Origin of the sequence: Mesorhizobium sp. CAU 1732, from assembly GCF_039888675.1 — a bacterium.
Lineage (GTDB): Bacteria > Pseudomonadota > Alphaproteobacteria > Rhizobiales > Rhizobiaceae > Aerobium.
Genome location: NZ_JBDQQR010000001.1, coordinates 2,884,102 through 2,898,763, shown reverse-complemented (window position 1 = coordinate 2,898,763; position 14,662 = coordinate 2,884,102). Strand labels below are relative to the sequence as shown.

Sequence of the window (14,662 nt, the reverse complement as noted above, 5' to 3'; positions counted from 1 at the left end):
TGACGGTTTTCGATGAGCCTTCCCACGCCCACGTCGTCACCCTCAAGGCTCCCACCTTCGCCATCTCGAGGCATCCCCCACCCACTTCGTCATCCTCGGGCGGAGCATTGAGCGAAGCTCGATGCGCAGACCCGGGGATCCATGCCTCGCCGATCCCGTCGCAGGATGGTGCAGAACCCGGCGCTTGCCCGGTCACCGGAGACCACGAACCATCGGGACCACCCCACCCGTCACCCACCGGCGAGGCATGGATTCCCGGGTCTCCCTCCGCTGCGCTCCGATCGCCCGAGAATGACGAAAGCGGGGTGGGTTCGGCTGAGCCAGCTTTGACACTGACGGTTATCGGTGAGCCTACCCCATCCACTTCGTCATCCTCGGGCGGAGCGTCGAGCGAAGCTCGATGCGCAGACCCGGGGATCCATGCCTCTCCGGTTCCGCCGCTCGGTGGTGCAGAACCTGGCACCGGTTCGATCATGCGAAACTGACCGAACTTCGGGACCACCCCGTCTCTCACCAACCGGCGAGGCATGGATTCCCGGGTCTCCCTCCGCTGCGCTCCGGTCGCCCGAGAATGACGAAAGTGAGGTGGACCGCAGGTGGAAAGATTTCCGCATCGCCGAAACCGTTTCCCAAGCCCGATCAGCCACTTGCGAAAACCATCGCCGCAACCCCACCCCATTTTATCCACCTCCCCCAAACCCGCGCGAGAATCCCCCCACCTTGACCGAAGGGCGGAGGATGCGATGGACTGGAAGGCCGCGATCGAGAGGAACCGTCAGGCGCTGAAAAGCGTGCTGGCGAGCCTTGTGGCGATGGCCGGCATCGCCTGCGGCGTCGCGGACCGCACCATGCCGCGCATGCTCCACCGGACCTTGCTCCGCCTGCTGCGGCCGGCCGAGGCGGCGGCGCGGCGGCTGGTGATCGTCGCCGCGCGCGGCCTCGTGGTCACCGTTGCGCCGGCGCGCCTGCGCAGGCCGAAGCTCCCCGCAGGTCCCCCGGCGAGACAAGCGTCCCCGGCCGAGGCCCGCCACGGCTTCCGGCTCTTCGACCCGCTGCCGCGCCAGCACCGCCCTCGGCGATCGTCGCGGAGCGGCGTTCCGCGCATCTGTTTCCCCGGCTTGCGCGACCCGTTTCCCGTCCCCCGCCCGCCCGCAGCAGACGACCCGGTCGATGCTGCCCGCCTCGAACTGCGCCTCGCCGCGCTGGCCGCAGCCCTCGACGACCTGCCGCGACAGGCCCGGCGCTTCGCCCGCTGGCGCGCAACCCGCGACGCCCGCGCGCAACCTATCGACCGCGACCCCGCGGCCACGCAAAACCACCGCCGGCCCGGCCGCATTCGCCGCGTCTGGCCGTTGCGTCCCGGCCGCCCGCCCGGTGCGCGCACCCGGCCGACCCACGAGATCCACGACATTCTCGACACCGTGCACGGCCTCGCCGCCTGGGCGATGGAGCGGCCCGACACGTCATGACGGCGCGGAAAACCGGCGAAGACGAACGGATTCCTGAAATGGCCAGACCGGAAACGGGGCGTGGTAACGGAAAACCGCGTCAGGTTCGCGACCGCGTGACATCGCGGCGCCCTTCGTGTATCGCAGCGCAACTTTCCCGCACCCGATGAGGATCATATGCCGTCCAAGCCAGCCTATCGCCGCGTCCTCCTCAAAGCTTCCGGCGAAGCGCTCATGGGCGAGCAGGGATTCGGCATCGACGTCTCCGTGGTCGATCGCATCGCCTCCGACATCAGGGAAGCGCGCGACATGGGCGTCGAGGTCGGCGTGGTGATCGGCGGCGGAAACATCTTTCGCGGCGTGGCCGTGGCCTCCGCGGGCGGCGATCGGGTCACCGGCGACCACATGGGCATGCTGGCGACCGTCATCAACTCGCTCGCGCTGCGCACCTCCCTGGTCAAGATCGGCGTCGATGCCGTGGTCCTGTCGGCCATCGCCATGCCGGAACTGTGCGAGAGCTTTTCGCAGCGCCAGGCGACCGCCTACATGAACCAGGGCAAGGTCGTGATCTTCGCCGGCGGCACCGGCAATCCCTTCTTCACGACCGATTCCGCGGCTGCCTTGCGCGCCGCCGAGATCGGCGCGGACGCCTTGTTCAAGGGCACGCAGGTCGATGGCGTCTACTCGGCCGACCCGAAGAAAGACCCGACCGCGACGCGTTACGAGCGCATCACGCACTCGGATGTGCTGCGCGAAGGCCTTTCGATCATGGATGCCGCCGCAATTGCACTTGCACGTGAGAACAACATTCCGATAATCGTCTACTCGATTCACGAGCAGGGCGGCTTTGGCGCCATTCTCAAGGGTGCTGGACGCTGCACTGTCGTCAGTGACGCATAGCGTAATCCGTGGACACCACGATCAAAAAGGACCGGCGTGGCCGGCAGCGGAGGGTTAAATGAGCGACGGGGTCGATTTCAAGGACATTCAGCGACGCATGGATGGCGCGATCAGCGCGTTCAGGAACGACCTCGCGTCGCTTCGCACGGGCCGCGCATCGTCCAACCTGCTCGATCCGATCGTCGTTCAGGCCTATGGCGCGCCGATGCCGATCAACCAGGTCGCGACCGTTTCCGTGCCTGAGCCGCGCATGATCTCGGTATCGGTGTGGGACAAGCAACTGGTCGGCGCCGTCGATCGGGCGATCCGCGAATCCAATATGGGCTTCAACCCGATCGTTGACGGCACCAATCTGCGCATCCCTCTGCCCGAACTGAACGAGCAGCGCCGCAAGGAACTGGCCAAGATCGCGCATCAATATGCCGAGCAGGCGAAGGTGGCGACGCGCCACGTCCGGCGCGACGGCATGGAGATCGCCAAGAAGGCGGAGAAGGACGGCGACATCAGCCAGGACGATTCTCGCGTCCAGTCCGACCGCGTCCAGAAGATCACCGACGAGACGATCACCACGATCGACGGCTTGCTTGCCGAGAAGGAAGCCGAGATCATGCAGGTCTAGGCATCGTTGCGCGCTGGATGCAGTTGCGCGATGCTGGTTTTCCTGAAAGGAACCGAGACTTGAAGCCTGCTCACATCGCGATCATCATGGATGGCAATGGCCGCTGGGCGAAGGCACGCGGCCTGCCGCGCGCCGCGGGCCACAGGGCGGGCGTCGAGGCGCTGCGCCGCACCGTGAGGGCCGCAGGCGACCTCGGCGTCGAATGGCTGACGGTCTACGCGTTCTCGTCGGAAAACTGGTCGCGGCCCAAATCCGAGGTCAGCGACCTCATGGGCCTGCTCAAGATGTTCATCCGCCGCGATCTGGCCGAGATCCATCAGGCCGGCGTGCGGGTGTTGATGATCGGAGAGCGGGACGGCCTGTCCCGCGACATCCGTTCGCTGATCGAGGAAGCCGAAGCGCTGACGGCGGCAAACAAGGCGATGAACCTCGTCATCGCGTTCAACTATGGATCGCGTGACGAGATCGCGCGCGCTGCCCGCACGTTCGCGGAAGCAGCCGCCGCCGGAACGCTCGACCCGGCCGAGATCACGCCGGAAGCATTCGGCCAGTTCCTCGATACAAGGCACATTCCCGATCCCGACCTGATCGTCCGCACCAGCGGCGAGCAGCGCCTGTCGAACTTCCTGCTCTGGCAGGGGGCCTATTCGGAACTCGTCTTCATGCCGTGTTACTGGCCCGATTTCGGCCCGGCCGAACTGGAGCAGGCGATCGAGAGCTTTGCGGGGCGCGAACGCCGGTTCGGCGGCGTCGTGGCGCGCGACGTGGCGTTATGACAGACGCCACCGGCGCTGAACCGGGCAATGTGGGGCACGCCGCCAGCAATCTGAAGCAGCGTGTCGTGTCGGCCATCGTGCTGATCGCTGTCGTGCTCGCGCTCACCTGGGCGGGCGGCATCTGGTACAGGCTGCTGTGCGCCGTCATCGCCGGCGCGGTCTTTTACGAATGGTCGGTCATGACCGCGAAAGAGCCGGGCGGCGTGCATGGTGCGCTTCTCTGGTGCCTGATGGCGATCGTCCTCGCGGCGCTGGTGTTCGGTGCGTCGGCGGTCGTGATGATCGGCGTGATCGTCGCAGCGATCGTGGTCGGTGCCGGTCACGCCGCCTTTGCCGGGGGCGGTTTCTGGCCGGTCGCAGGACTTGCCTATGCCGGGCTTTCGGGGCTTTCGCTCTCGCTCGTCCGTGGCGACGATTCGTCGGGGTTCGCGGCGACGCTGTTTCTGTTTGCCATCGTATGGTCGACCGACATCCTCGCCTATTTCGTCGGCAAGGCTGTCGGAGGGCCGAAACTGGCGCCGTCCATTTCGCCCGGCAAGACCTGGAGCGGCGCGATCGGCGGCACGGTCGCAGGCATCGCCGCTGGCCTCATTGCCGCGATGTATGGCGGCGCGGCGCTCGGGATTGCCGTGATGTGCCTCTTCGCGCTCGTGCTGTCAGTCATCTCGCAGATCGGAGATCTGTTCGAATCGTCGTTGAAGCGACGCTTCGCGATCAAGGATTCGAGCAAGCTGATTCCCGGGCATGGCGGCGTCATGGACCGTGTCGACGGCCTCGTGGCGGCCGCGTTCGGGATGTGGCTCATCGGCGGCGTTGTCGCCGGGCTCGAAACGCCCGCACATGCTTTCTTCTAGGGGAATCAGGCAGTTGGAAAAACATCTTCAGAGCGATATCGCATGACCGAATCGAACTCCGTCTCGACCTGGCGCATCGTTCTGGCCTTCATTCTCGACCTGATCACAGCGTTTGCGGTGTTGGGATATGTCATCGGCGTCGTATTCGGCGGCGCGACGGAAAACGGCTTCGCACTCGAGGGCTGGCGCGCGCTGCTGCTCCTGGCTGCGATCATCGCCTATTTCATCGTGTTCGACCGCTATCTCGGCGGCACGATCTGGAAGCGAATCCTCCGCGCGGTGCGCAAGGTATGATGTGACGCAGCGCGAGGCTTAGCGATCACGGGCTATCATGGTCAGGTTCGGACACGGATTCGCCTGTATTGCCATGACATCTGGCCGCAAATCGTGCGTGAACGAGCGGATAAGGGGCGACGTTGACTGATTTCCTGACCACATTCTTCAGCCTCGACAACATCCTCATCACGACGATCATTCCGTTTCTGTTCGTTCTGACGATCGTGGTCTTCGTCCATGAGATGGGACACTATCTCGTCGGCCGCTGGTGCGGCATCGGTGTTCGCGAATTCTCGATCGGATTCGGGCCGGAACTGTTGGGTTTCAACGACCGGCGCGGAACACGCTGGAAGCTCTCGGCCATCCCGCTCGGCGGTTACGTCAAGTTCGTCGGCGACATGAGCGTGACGAGCGATCCCGGCGCCCAGGACACGGAAGTGTTGAGCGCCGAGGAGAAGAAGGTCGCCTTCCATCTCCAGCCCGTCTGGAAGAGGGCCGCGACGGTCGTTGCGGGGCCGCTGTTCAATTTCCTCCTGACCATTGCCGTCTTCGCCGTGATGTTCTCCATCTACGGGCGCTATATCTCCGACCCCACGGTTGCCGAGGTTCGGCCGGACAGTCCCGCGGCCATTGCCGGGTTCCAGCCAGGCGACCGCTTCGTCACGGTCGACGGCCGCCAGGTCCAGACCTTCGGCGACGTGCAGCGGCTCGTATCGGGCAGGGCAGGCGACGCCATCGCCTTCGTGATGATGCGCGGCAGCGAGGAAGTGACGCTGACCGCCACGCCGGAAGTCGTCGATCAGACCGACGCGCTCGGCAATGCGATCAAGGTCGGCGTCATCGGCGTCGTCAACAATGAAGAACTCGGACAGCCGCGCCAGATCACCTTCGGACCGGTTGCGGCCGTTGGCGAGGCGGTCAAGGAAACCGGCCACATCATCGTTCGCACCGCGCAGTTCCTGCAGCGTTTCGTCGTCGGGCGCGAGGATCGGTGCCAGCTCGGCGGCCCGGTCAAGATCGCGGACATGGCCGGCAGGGCGGCCGCGCTCGGCTTCGAATGGCTGGTGCAGCTTGTCGCGCTTCTGTCCGTCGGCATCGGCTTTTTGAATCTTCTGCCGATTCCGCCATTAGACGGTGGCCATCTCGCCTTCTACGGAGTAGAGGCGGTGATGCGGCGACCGGTTTCGGAGCGGATCATGGAAATGGTCTACCGAATCGGATTGCTTCTGGTGCTCGGCTTTATGGCGTTCGTTTTCTGGAACGATATTTTCGGGTGCTGAAAAGTGAACAGAATGTGAGACTTGGGCCTCCGATTGACGGCGCGTTTACCATGGCTCGGGATATGCGTGACGCGAATGTCACGCCCGAGGATTTAGTAAACGCTTCTTAACCGCGAGCCTTGCGTATGGGTGAAATCCGGGTAATACGGTAGCAGACTTGACCGCGACGTCCGGGATTTCTCGCCGTGGGGACTACGAGAATAAAAGGTTTGAAAGCCCAATGAAGGCAGCTTCCAATTTGTTGAGCGCAGCTTCGGCGGCGGCTCTGTCAGCCGCCCTGATGATCTCAGGCACGGCTGCCCTGCAGCTAGCAGCGGTTTCCGTGGCTCATGCCGCGGTCGTCAACAACATCGAAGTTCGCGGCAACAGCCGTGTCGATGCTGAGACCATCCGCAACTATGTAGGCATTCGCCCCGGCGCCAATTTCGGCAGCGGTGAGATCGACGAGGCAGTAAAGCGCCTTTTCGGAACGGGGCTTTTCTCCGATGTCCGCATCAACCAGTCCGGTTCGACGCTGGTCGTCACGGTCGACGAGTACTCGATCGTCAACCAGGTGCTCTTCCAGGGCAATCGCAAGATCAAGGACGCCGACCTGTCACGGCAGGTGCAGCTCAAGCCGCGCAGCTCTTATTCCAGCGCGCTGATGGAGGCTGATGCCGAGACGATCCGTCAGGCTTACGCCCGTATCGGCCGCGATGATGCAACCGTGACCTCGCAGGTCGTCGATCTCGGCGAAAATCGCGTCAATGTCGTCTTCAACGTTCAGGAAGGCGATCGTACCAAGATCGCCACGATCGAATTCGAGGGCAATTCCGCGTTCAGCGACGGTCGCCTGCGCGAGGTCATCTCGACGAAGCGCTCGAATGTTCTGTCGTTCCTGACGCGCAACGATATCTACGACGAAGACAAGCTGCGTGCCGATGAAGAGGCGCTTCGCCGCTTCTATTACAATCGCGGCTTCGCGGATTTCCGTGTGATCTCGTCGCAAGGTCAGTTTGATGAGGCCGAAAACGCCTATCGCGTGAATTTCGTCATCGACGAAGGCCAGCGCTACAAGTTTGGTGCGATCGAGGTCGAAAGCACCGTCGAGGGCATCAGTGCCGAAGAGTTCCGTTCGTCGCTCAAGACGCGCGAAGGCAATTACTACAGCGCCGAGGACGTCGAAGCATCGATCGTTGGACTGTCCGAGCGTGTTGCCGATAGCGGCTTCGCATTCGCACAGGTCACCCCGCGCGGCGACCGCAATTTCGAAAACCAGACCATTTCGGTGGTCTACACGATCGATCAGGGCCCGCGCGCCTATGTCGAACGGATCGAAATCCGCGGCAATGAGCGGACGCGTGACTATGTCATTCGTCGCGAGTTCGATTTCAGCGAGGGCGATGCCTTCAATCAGGTGCTTGTGCGCCGCGCGAAGCAGCGCCTCGAACGCCTTGATTTCTTTTCGACAGTCAACATCGCGACAGCGCCGGGCTCGGAGCCTGACCAGGTCGTTCTCGTTGTCGACGTCATCGAGAAGTCGACGGGTGAACTCTCCGTCGGCGGTGGTTACACGACGGGCAACAGCGCGCAGGCCGGTTTCTCGGTCGAGGGCTCGATTGCCGAGCGCAACTTCCTCGGTCGCGGCCAGTCCATCCGGCTTGCAGTCGCGGGCGGCAGGAACTCGCGCGACTACACGTTCTCGTTCACCGAGCCGTATTTCCTCGGTCGTCGCATCAGCGCCGGTTTCGACATCTATCGGAACACGCGCGAATACGACGATTACAAGACCGAGCTGACCGGTGGTACGATCCGTTTCGGCCTGCCGATCACACAGGCTCTGACCTCGCAGCTTGCGTATAACTACACGCAGGAAAAGTACGAGTACGACGAAGACTGCCTTACTCTGAACCCCGTTACAGGCGGTTTGGAGTATGACGCGGCCAAGTGTAATTTGTCGCAGTATCTGCGGACTGCCATCGATACTCAGAGCCCATGGGTGAAGTCGTCGGTCAGCGCGGCGCTGACCTACAACACCATCGACGACATGCGGAACCCGCGCGAAGGTCTCTTCGCCAACGTCACGGCGGAAGTTGCCGGTCTCGGTGGCGATGCACAGTGGGTCAAGCTGACCGGTCGTGGCACCTACTACCAGACCCTGTCCGATCAGTTCGACATGGTCGGCCTGCTGTCGGCTGGTGGCGGTCACATCGTGAGCTATGGCGACGAGAACCTGCGGGTTTTCGATCACTTCCAGAGCAACGACCGCATGATCCGCGGCTTCAAGCATAACGGCATCGGCCCTCGCGATCAGGGAACCGGCGATCATCTGGGCGGCACGAGCTACCTGAATGCCTCGGCCGAAGTGCAGTTCCCGCTTCCGCTCATCCCCGAAAGCATCGGGCTGCGCGGCGCCGCGTTCGCCGACGCCGCCACGGTTTTCGGCAACGATGTCGTTCGCATCGCCGGATCGAACATCGTCGGCACCGACATGGAATGGCGTGCTTCGGTTGGCGCCGGTATCCTGTGGGCGTCGCCCTTCGGTCCGCTCCGCGTGAACTATGCGGTGCCGGTCCTCAAGGAAGACGGCGATCTGGAGCAGAACTTCAGCTTCGGCATCTCGACCCGGTTCTAAAGACGGGCAACGCGCTTCCGGGCCGTCTGGCGGCCCGGAAGAGAAGGCTTGCATGACCGATCCGGTATTCTTTGAACCGTCGCGCCGTTTTACAGCGGACGAAATCGCTTATCTGACAGGCGCGGAGCTCCGCACGCCGGATAAGGCGAAGAACGAAGCCCGACGCCTTGCGCCTGCCGATGAAGGCGGTGAGGGCTCGCTGATCTTCGTTTCGGGAAAGCGGCACGCCACGGCTGTGGAAGCCTCGGTCGTGCTGTGCACGCCAGAGGTCGCGCATCTCGTGCCGATGGGTGCCGCGGTTCTGATATCGAAGCACCCTCAAGTCGATTTCGCCGCCATTGGCCGGCTGATGTTTCCGGGTGCGGCGCGCCCGATCGCCTTGACGGGCGAAACCGGCATTTCCGCTGCGGCCCATGTTCATCCCGACGCATTGATCGAACCCGGGGCCATCATCGAGCCGGGGGCGGTCATCGGACCTCGGGTTGCGATCGGATCCGGTACGGTGATCGCGCCGAACGTCGTGATCGGGGCGTCGTGTCAGGTCGGGCGCGATTGCTACATCGGACCGGGCGCGACGCTGCAGCATGCCTTGCTCGGCAACCGCGTGATCGTCCACGCAGGCGTGCGCATCGGCCAGGACGGCTTCGGCTATGTCCCGGGTGTCGCGGGTCTGGAAAAAGTTCCCCAGATCGGCCGCGTCGTCATTCAGGATGACGTCGAGATCGGCGCCAACACGACGGTCGACCGTGGCGCGATGTCGGACACCGTGATCGGCGAGGGGACGAAGATCGATAATCTCGTCCAGATTGCCCACAATGTCCGGATTGGCCGTTCGTGTATCGTCGCGGGTCAGTGCGGGCTTTCCGGCTCGGTCACGCTTGGAGACGGGGTCATGATGGGGGGAAATGTCGGTGTCGCGGATCACCTGACGATCGGCGATCGCGCGCAGATCGCCGCAGGCAGCGGTCTGATGCACGACGTGCCCGCCGGCGAGCGGTGGGGTGGATTTCCCGCCCAGCCGATGAAAGACACGATGCGCGAATACGCGTTTCTGCGTTCAATGGTCCGCGACATGCGCGGCAAGAGGAGGAGTGGAGATGGCTGAGGCCACCGCAACGCTCGAGACACTCGATATCCTTCAGCTTCTGAAGCTCCTGCCGCATCGCTATCCGTTCATGCTGATCGACCGGGTCATCGAGATCGACGGCGACAATTCGGCGATCGGCATCAAGAACGTGACGTTCAACGAGCCGCATTTCCAGGGCCATTTCCCGAGCCAGCCGGTCATGCCGGGCGTGCTCATCATCGAGGCCATGGCGCAGACGGCGGGTGCGATCTGCATCCGCTCGACTGGCGAGGACAAGCCGTCTCTGGTCTACTTCATGACCGTGGATGGCGCGAAGTTCCGCCGCCCGGTCGTTCCGGGAGATCGCCTCGAAATCCACGTCAAGAAGCTCAAGCAGCGCGGCAATATCTGGCGTTTCGCTTGCGAGGCGATCGTCGATGGCGCAAAAGTCGCCGAGGCCGAGATATCGGCCATGATGTCGCCCAAGCAGAGCTGACGCATACAATGAGCGAACCGACACAGATCCATCCGGCGGCGGTCGTCGAAGCTGGTGCACAACTCGGTACCGGCGTCCGGGTCGGACCATTCTGCTATGTGGGTGCCGACGTGATCCTGGGTGACGGCGTCGAGTTGAGCAGCCATGTGTCCGTAACGGGCGCCACGACGATCGGCTCCGGCACCCGTGTCCTGGCGCAAAGCGCACTCGGCGGGCCGCCGCAGGACAGCAAGCATCAGGGTGGTCGCACGACACTGACGATCGGCAGCAACTGCCGGATCCACGAAGCGGTCACCATGCACGCCGGCTCGGATACGGGCCGCGGCGCAACCAATGTCGGCGACAACGGCTTCTTTCTCGCCTATTCGCACGTCGCGCATGACTGCATCGTCGGAGACAACGTGACGCTGACCAATGGCGCGACGCTCGGCGGGCACTGCGAGGTCGGCGACAACGTGATCATCGGCGGTCTGACGGCCGTTCACCAGTTCGTGCGGATTGGACGACGCGCATTCGTGGGCGGCTGCTCGGCGGTCGTGGGCGATGTCATCCCCTACGGCATGGCCGTTGGAAACCGTGCAAAGCTGCGCGGATTCAATGTGGTTGGATTGAAGCGCTCGGGCATGACGCGAAGCGATCTTCTCACGCTGCGCGAGGCGTACCGGGTGATTTTCTCGTCCACCGGGACGGTTGCGGACAATGCCGAACTGGCGCGCATCAAGTTCGCCGATACGCCTGCGGTCCAGGAAATTCTCGATTTCCTCACCAGCCGCGGCAAGCGTCATTTCGTGGTGCCGCCATTGGGCGAGCATGATGCCTCATCCGACGATGACCGAGGCTGAGCACCCCAGCCCGCTGAGCGATGCGCAGGGACGTATCGGCGTCATTGCCGGCGGTGGAGCGCTTCCCATCGCAATCGTCAACACGCTGGCGAGGCAGGGGCTCAACCCCTTTGTCGTGGTGTTCGAGGGCGAAGGGCACGAGGCGTCGGATTTCTCCGCGGTCGAGCATCTGATCCTTCCGCTGGAAGATGCGCCTGCAATTCCCTCGAGGCTGAAGCGCGCCGGCGTTACCAGGCTCGTATTGGCGGGCCATATCGGTCGCCGGCCAAAACTGGGCAAGGTGCGCTGGGGGCTGGCGACGCTCGCTTTCATTCCGCATATCGCGGCAGCCTTCAAGCGCGGCGACGACGGATTGCTGCGGACGATCATCAGCCTGTTTGAAAAGGCGGGAATCACGGTCGTCGGCGCGCACGAGGTGGTTCCCAACCTGCTCGCGCCGGAGGGCATTCTCACACATGTGGGGCCGACCGGAACCGACCGAAAGGACGTCGAGGCAGCCTCCCAGGCGGCGCTCGCCATCGGCGCTCTCGACATCGGACAGGCAGCCGTAGCGATCGGAGGGCGCGCGATCGCTCTCGAAGGCATCGAGGGCACCGACGGTCTGCTGGCCCGGACCTTGGACCTTCGCGGCCACGGACGTCTGGCGGGCAAGGAGCGCGGCGTTCTCGTCAAGCGCTGCAAGCCTCAGCAGGATATGCGGGCCGACCTTCCCGCGATCGGTCCGGAGACGATCCGGGGCGCCCACGCGGCTGGTTTGGCGGGCATCGCAGTCGACGCACGACGATCGTTCATCCTCGATTTCGACCAGACGATCGCGCTCGCCGACGAGCACGGCATGTTCGTCATCGGTCTCGGCAACAGCGGCGACGCGCGATGAGCACGCGTCCGTTGCGCATAGGCATCGTCGCCGGCGAAGAGTCGGGCGATCTGCTCGGCGCTGACCTTGTGGATGCGCTTGCGGCGCGGTCCGGCCGATCCATCGAACTCGTCGGCATCGGCGGCCGGCATCTGCAGGCGAGGGGACTGGTCCCGCTTTTCGATTCATCGCAGATCGCATTGATGGGCATCACCGCCGTGGTGAAGGACCTCTCACGGCTGATCCGCCGGATCGGCCAGACGGCCGAGGCGATCCTTCGCGATCCTCCCGATTGCCTGATCACGATCGACAGCCCCGACTTCGGGCTGCGCGTGGCGAAGAAGGTTCGTGCCGCGAACCCGTCGATACCGATCGTCCACTATGTGTGCCCCAGCGTCTGGGCATGGCGACCGGGGCGCGCAGTGGCGATGCGACCCTATGTGGATCGCATTCTCTGCGTTCTTCCCTTCGAGCCTGCGGTGCTGGAGCGATTGGCAGGACCACCTGGCACCTATGTCGGGCACCGGCTCACCAGCAATCGGGGCATCGTCGCGGCTGCGGAGAAGCAGGCTTCAAGAGTGCCGCAGGAGACAAGGAACCTGCTCGTGCTTCCGGGATCGCGGCGCAGCGAGGTCGGCCGATTGCTCGGTCCGTTCGGCGACACCGTCAGCGTGCTCGCAGACCGCGGCCACAGCTTTTCGGTGACGATCCCGACGGTGCCTCACGTTGCGGCCGAGGTCGAGGCAGCATCGGCGACATGGCGCGTTCGACCGGCGATCGTTCACACGGACGATCAGAAATGGGCAGCGTTCGCGGAAGCAGACGCCGCGCTGGCCGCATCCGGCACGGTGTCGCTCGAACTCGCTCTGGCGCGGGTTCCGCTCGTCTCGTGCTACCGCACAGATTGGATTGCAACGCGGCTGATGGGGCTTGTCACCACCTGGTCCGCGTCTCTTCCGAACCTGATTGCCGATTGGCCGGTGGTGCCGGAATACTACAACGCGTATGTCCGGCCGGCTTATCTGGCACGGTTGATCGAGCAGTTGTGGGCGCAGACGCCGCAGCGTGCGGCGCAACTGGCCGGGTTCGCGCAGGTCGCGGACACGCTTGCGACGGAACGGCCGTCCGGCGAACTCGCCGCTGAAGCGGTCCTGTCGCTGATATCCGCACAATAGAAAAAGGCGGCTCACGGCCGCCTTTTTGTCTGCGATGTAGACCGATCAGCGCTTCGCGATCGGCACGTAGTCGCGCGAGGCCTCGCCGGTGTAGAGCTGGCGCGGACGGCCGATCTTCTGATGCGGATCCTCGATCATTTCCTTCCACTGCGCGATCCAGCCAACGGTACGCGCCACCGCGAACAGAACGGTGAACATCGTGGTGGGGAAGCCCAGAGCCTTCAGCGTGATGCCGGAATAGAAGTCGATGTTCGGATAGAGCTTCTTCTCGATGAAATACTCATCGGTCAGCGCGATCTTTTCGAGCTCCATCGCGACGTCGAGCAGCGGATCGTCCTTGATGCCGAGCTCGCCCAGAACCTCGTGCGTGGTCTTCTGCATGATCTTGGCGCGCGGGTCGTAGTTCTTGTAGACGCGGTGGCCGAAGCCCATCAGGCGGAACGGATCGTCCTTGTCCTTGGCGCGCGCGATGAATTCGGGAATGCGGTCCACGTGGCCGATTTCGGCCAGCATGTTGAGCGCCGCCTCGTTGGCGCCGCCATGGGCGGGACCCCACAGGCACGCAATGCCGGCCGCGATGCACGCGAACGGGTTGGCGCCCGAAGAGCCTGCGAGGCGGACGGTGGACGTCGATGCATTCTGCTCATGGTCGGCGTGGAGGATGAAAATCCGCTCCATGGCGCGCGCCAGAACCGGATTGACCTTGTAGTCCTCGCACGGCACGGCAAAGCACATGTGCAGGAAGTTTGCAGCGAAGTTGAGCTCGTTCTTCGGGTAAACGAAGGGCTGGCCGATATGGTATTTGTACGCCATCGCGGCGATCGTCGGCATCTTCGCGATCATGCGGATCGACGCGACCATGCGCTGGTGCGGATCCGAAATGTCCGTGGAGTCGTGATAGAAGGCAGACATGGCGCCGACGACGCCGCACATGACGGCCATCGGATGCGCGTCGCGGCGGAAGCCGGTGAAGAAGCGCGTCATCTGTTCGTGCACCATCGTGTGGCGCGTCACGCGGTAGTCGAAATCGTCCTTCTGGGCCTTGGTCGGAAGCTCGCCGTAGAGCAGCAGATAGCAGGCTTCGAGGAAGTCGCCGTGCTCGGCCAACTGATCGATGGGGTAGCCGCGGTGCAGCAGCACGCCCGCGTCGCCATCGATGTAGGTGATCTTCGATTCGCAGCTTGCGGTGGAGGTGAAACCGGGATCGTAGGTGAACGCGCCGGTGTCCTTGTAGAGGGCGCTGATGTCGATGACGTCCGGCCCGACCGACCCTTTTCGGACCTTGAATTCGCTGGCCTTGCCTTTGAAATCAAGCTTTGCAGTCGAATTGGTCATGACAATCACCTCTCAATGTATGTTGCCTCGTCGTCGATGCCGTCAGCGATAATGCATAACAACCGCGCGCCGATTGCGCGCTCTTGCTATCGCATTTGCGGGAGCGTGCCAAGCTATCCCGCCAG

Annotated in this window: 14 protein-coding genes; 13 read left to right on the top strand and 1 reads right to left on the bottom strand. The window is 63.6% G+C overall.

What is annotated here, in order from left to right; translation table 11 throughout:
- Window positions 1–743 precede the first annotated feature (743 nt).
- The 13 genes from AAFN55_RS14045 (at window position 744) to lpxB (ending at window position 13,202) form a co-directional block, all read left to right on the top strand.
- Window positions 744–1,469 (top strand): hypothetical protein, encoded by a 726-nt coding sequence (locus tag AAFN55_RS14045; RefSeq protein ID WP_347799457.1) that lies wholly within the window; start codon window positions 744–746, stop codon window positions 1,467–1,469.
- A 156-nt stretch (window positions 1,470–1,625) separates the two neighbouring features.
- Window positions 1,626–2,348: a UMP kinase gene (gene pyrH, locus AAFN55_RS14040; RefSeq protein ID WP_347799456.1), complete on the top strand. Its 723-nt coding sequence runs from the start codon at window positions 1,626–1,628 to the stop codon at window positions 2,346–2,348.
- Window positions 2,349–2,406: 58 nt separating this feature from the next.
- Complete coding sequence (gene frr / locus AAFN55_RS14035) at window positions 2,407–2,967, top strand: ribosome recycling factor (protein WP_347799455.1); 561 nt, start codon at window positions 2,407–2,409, stop codon at window positions 2,965–2,967.
- Between the two features lie 17 nt (window positions 2,968–2,984).
- Window positions 2,985–3,743, top strand: a complete 759-nt coding sequence (locus AAFN55_RS14030; RefSeq protein ID WP_347799454.1) for an isoprenyl transferase — start codon at window positions 2,985–2,987, stop codon at window positions 3,741–3,743.
- Complete coding sequence (locus tag AAFN55_RS14025) at window positions 3,740–4,597, top strand: phosphatidate cytidylyltransferase (protein ID WP_347799453.1); 858 nt, start codon at window positions 3,740–3,742, stop codon at window positions 4,595–4,597. The genes AAFN55_RS14030 and AAFN55_RS14025 overlap by 4 nt, the downstream gene beginning before the upstream one ends.
- 42 nt (window positions 4,598–4,639) lie before the next feature.
- On the top strand, window positions 4,640–4,891 hold the full coding sequence (locus AAFN55_RS14020) for a hypothetical protein (RefSeq protein WP_347799452.1): 252 nt from the start codon (window positions 4,640–4,642) through the stop codon (window positions 4,889–4,891).
- Between the two features lie 122 nt (window positions 4,892–5,013).
- Entirely contained in the window at window positions 5,014–6,153 is a 1,140-nt protein-coding gene (gene rseP, locus AAFN55_RS14015; protein ID WP_347799451.1) for an RIP metalloprotease RseP, read from the top strand.
- 220 nt (window positions 6,154–6,373) lie between these two features.
- Complete coding sequence (gene bamA / locus AAFN55_RS14010; RefSeq protein WP_347799450.1) at window positions 6,374–8,767, top strand: outer membrane protein assembly factor BamA; 2,394 nt, start codon at window positions 6,374–6,376, stop codon at window positions 8,765–8,767.
- A gap of 52 nt (window positions 8,768–8,819) precedes the next feature.
- Window positions 8,820–9,872 carry a UDP-3-O-(3-hydroxymyristoyl)glucosamine N-acyltransferase gene (gene lpxD, locus AAFN55_RS14005; RefSeq protein WP_347799449.1) on the top strand — a complete coding sequence of 351 codons (1,053 nt, stop codon included), beginning with the start codon at window positions 8,820–8,822 and terminating at the stop codon, window positions 9,870–9,872.
- Entirely contained in the window at window positions 9,865–10,329 is a 465-nt protein-coding gene (gene fabZ / locus AAFN55_RS14000) for a 3-hydroxyacyl-ACP dehydratase FabZ (RefSeq protein ID WP_347799448.1), read from the top strand. The genes lpxD and fabZ overlap by 8 nt, the downstream gene beginning before the upstream one ends.
- 8 nt (window positions 10,330–10,337) lie before the next feature.
- On the top strand, window positions 10,338–11,171 hold the full coding sequence (gene lpxA, locus AAFN55_RS13995) for an acyl-ACP--UDP-N-acetylglucosamine O-acyltransferase (protein ID WP_347799447.1): 834 nt from the start codon (window positions 10,338–10,340) through the stop codon (window positions 11,169–11,171).
- Window positions 11,143–12,048: a UDP-2,3-diacylglucosamine diphosphatase LpxI gene (gene lpxI / locus AAFN55_RS13990; protein ID WP_347799446.1), complete on the top strand. Its 906-nt coding sequence runs from the start codon at window positions 11,143–11,145 to the stop codon at window positions 12,046–12,048. The genes lpxA and lpxI overlap by 29 nt, the downstream gene beginning before the upstream one ends.
- Window positions 12,045–13,202 carry a lipid-A-disaccharide synthase gene (lpxB, locus tag AAFN55_RS13985; RefSeq protein WP_347799445.1) on the top strand — a complete coding sequence of 386 codons (1,158 nt, stop codon included), beginning with the start codon at window positions 12,045–12,047 and terminating at the stop codon, window positions 13,200–13,202. Before lpxI ends, lpxB begins: the two co-directional genes overlap by 4 nt.
- Window positions 13,203–13,247: 45 nt before the next feature.
- Here the strand turns inward: lpxB and gltA are convergent, their stop codons facing one another.
- Window positions 13,248–14,537 carry a citrate synthase gene (gene gltA / locus AAFN55_RS13980; protein ID WP_347799444.1) on the bottom strand — a complete coding sequence of 430 codons (1,290 nt, stop codon included), beginning with the start codon at window positions 14,535–14,537 and terminating at the stop codon, window positions 13,248–13,250.
- Between the last annotated feature and the right edge of the window lie 125 nt (window positions 14,538–14,662).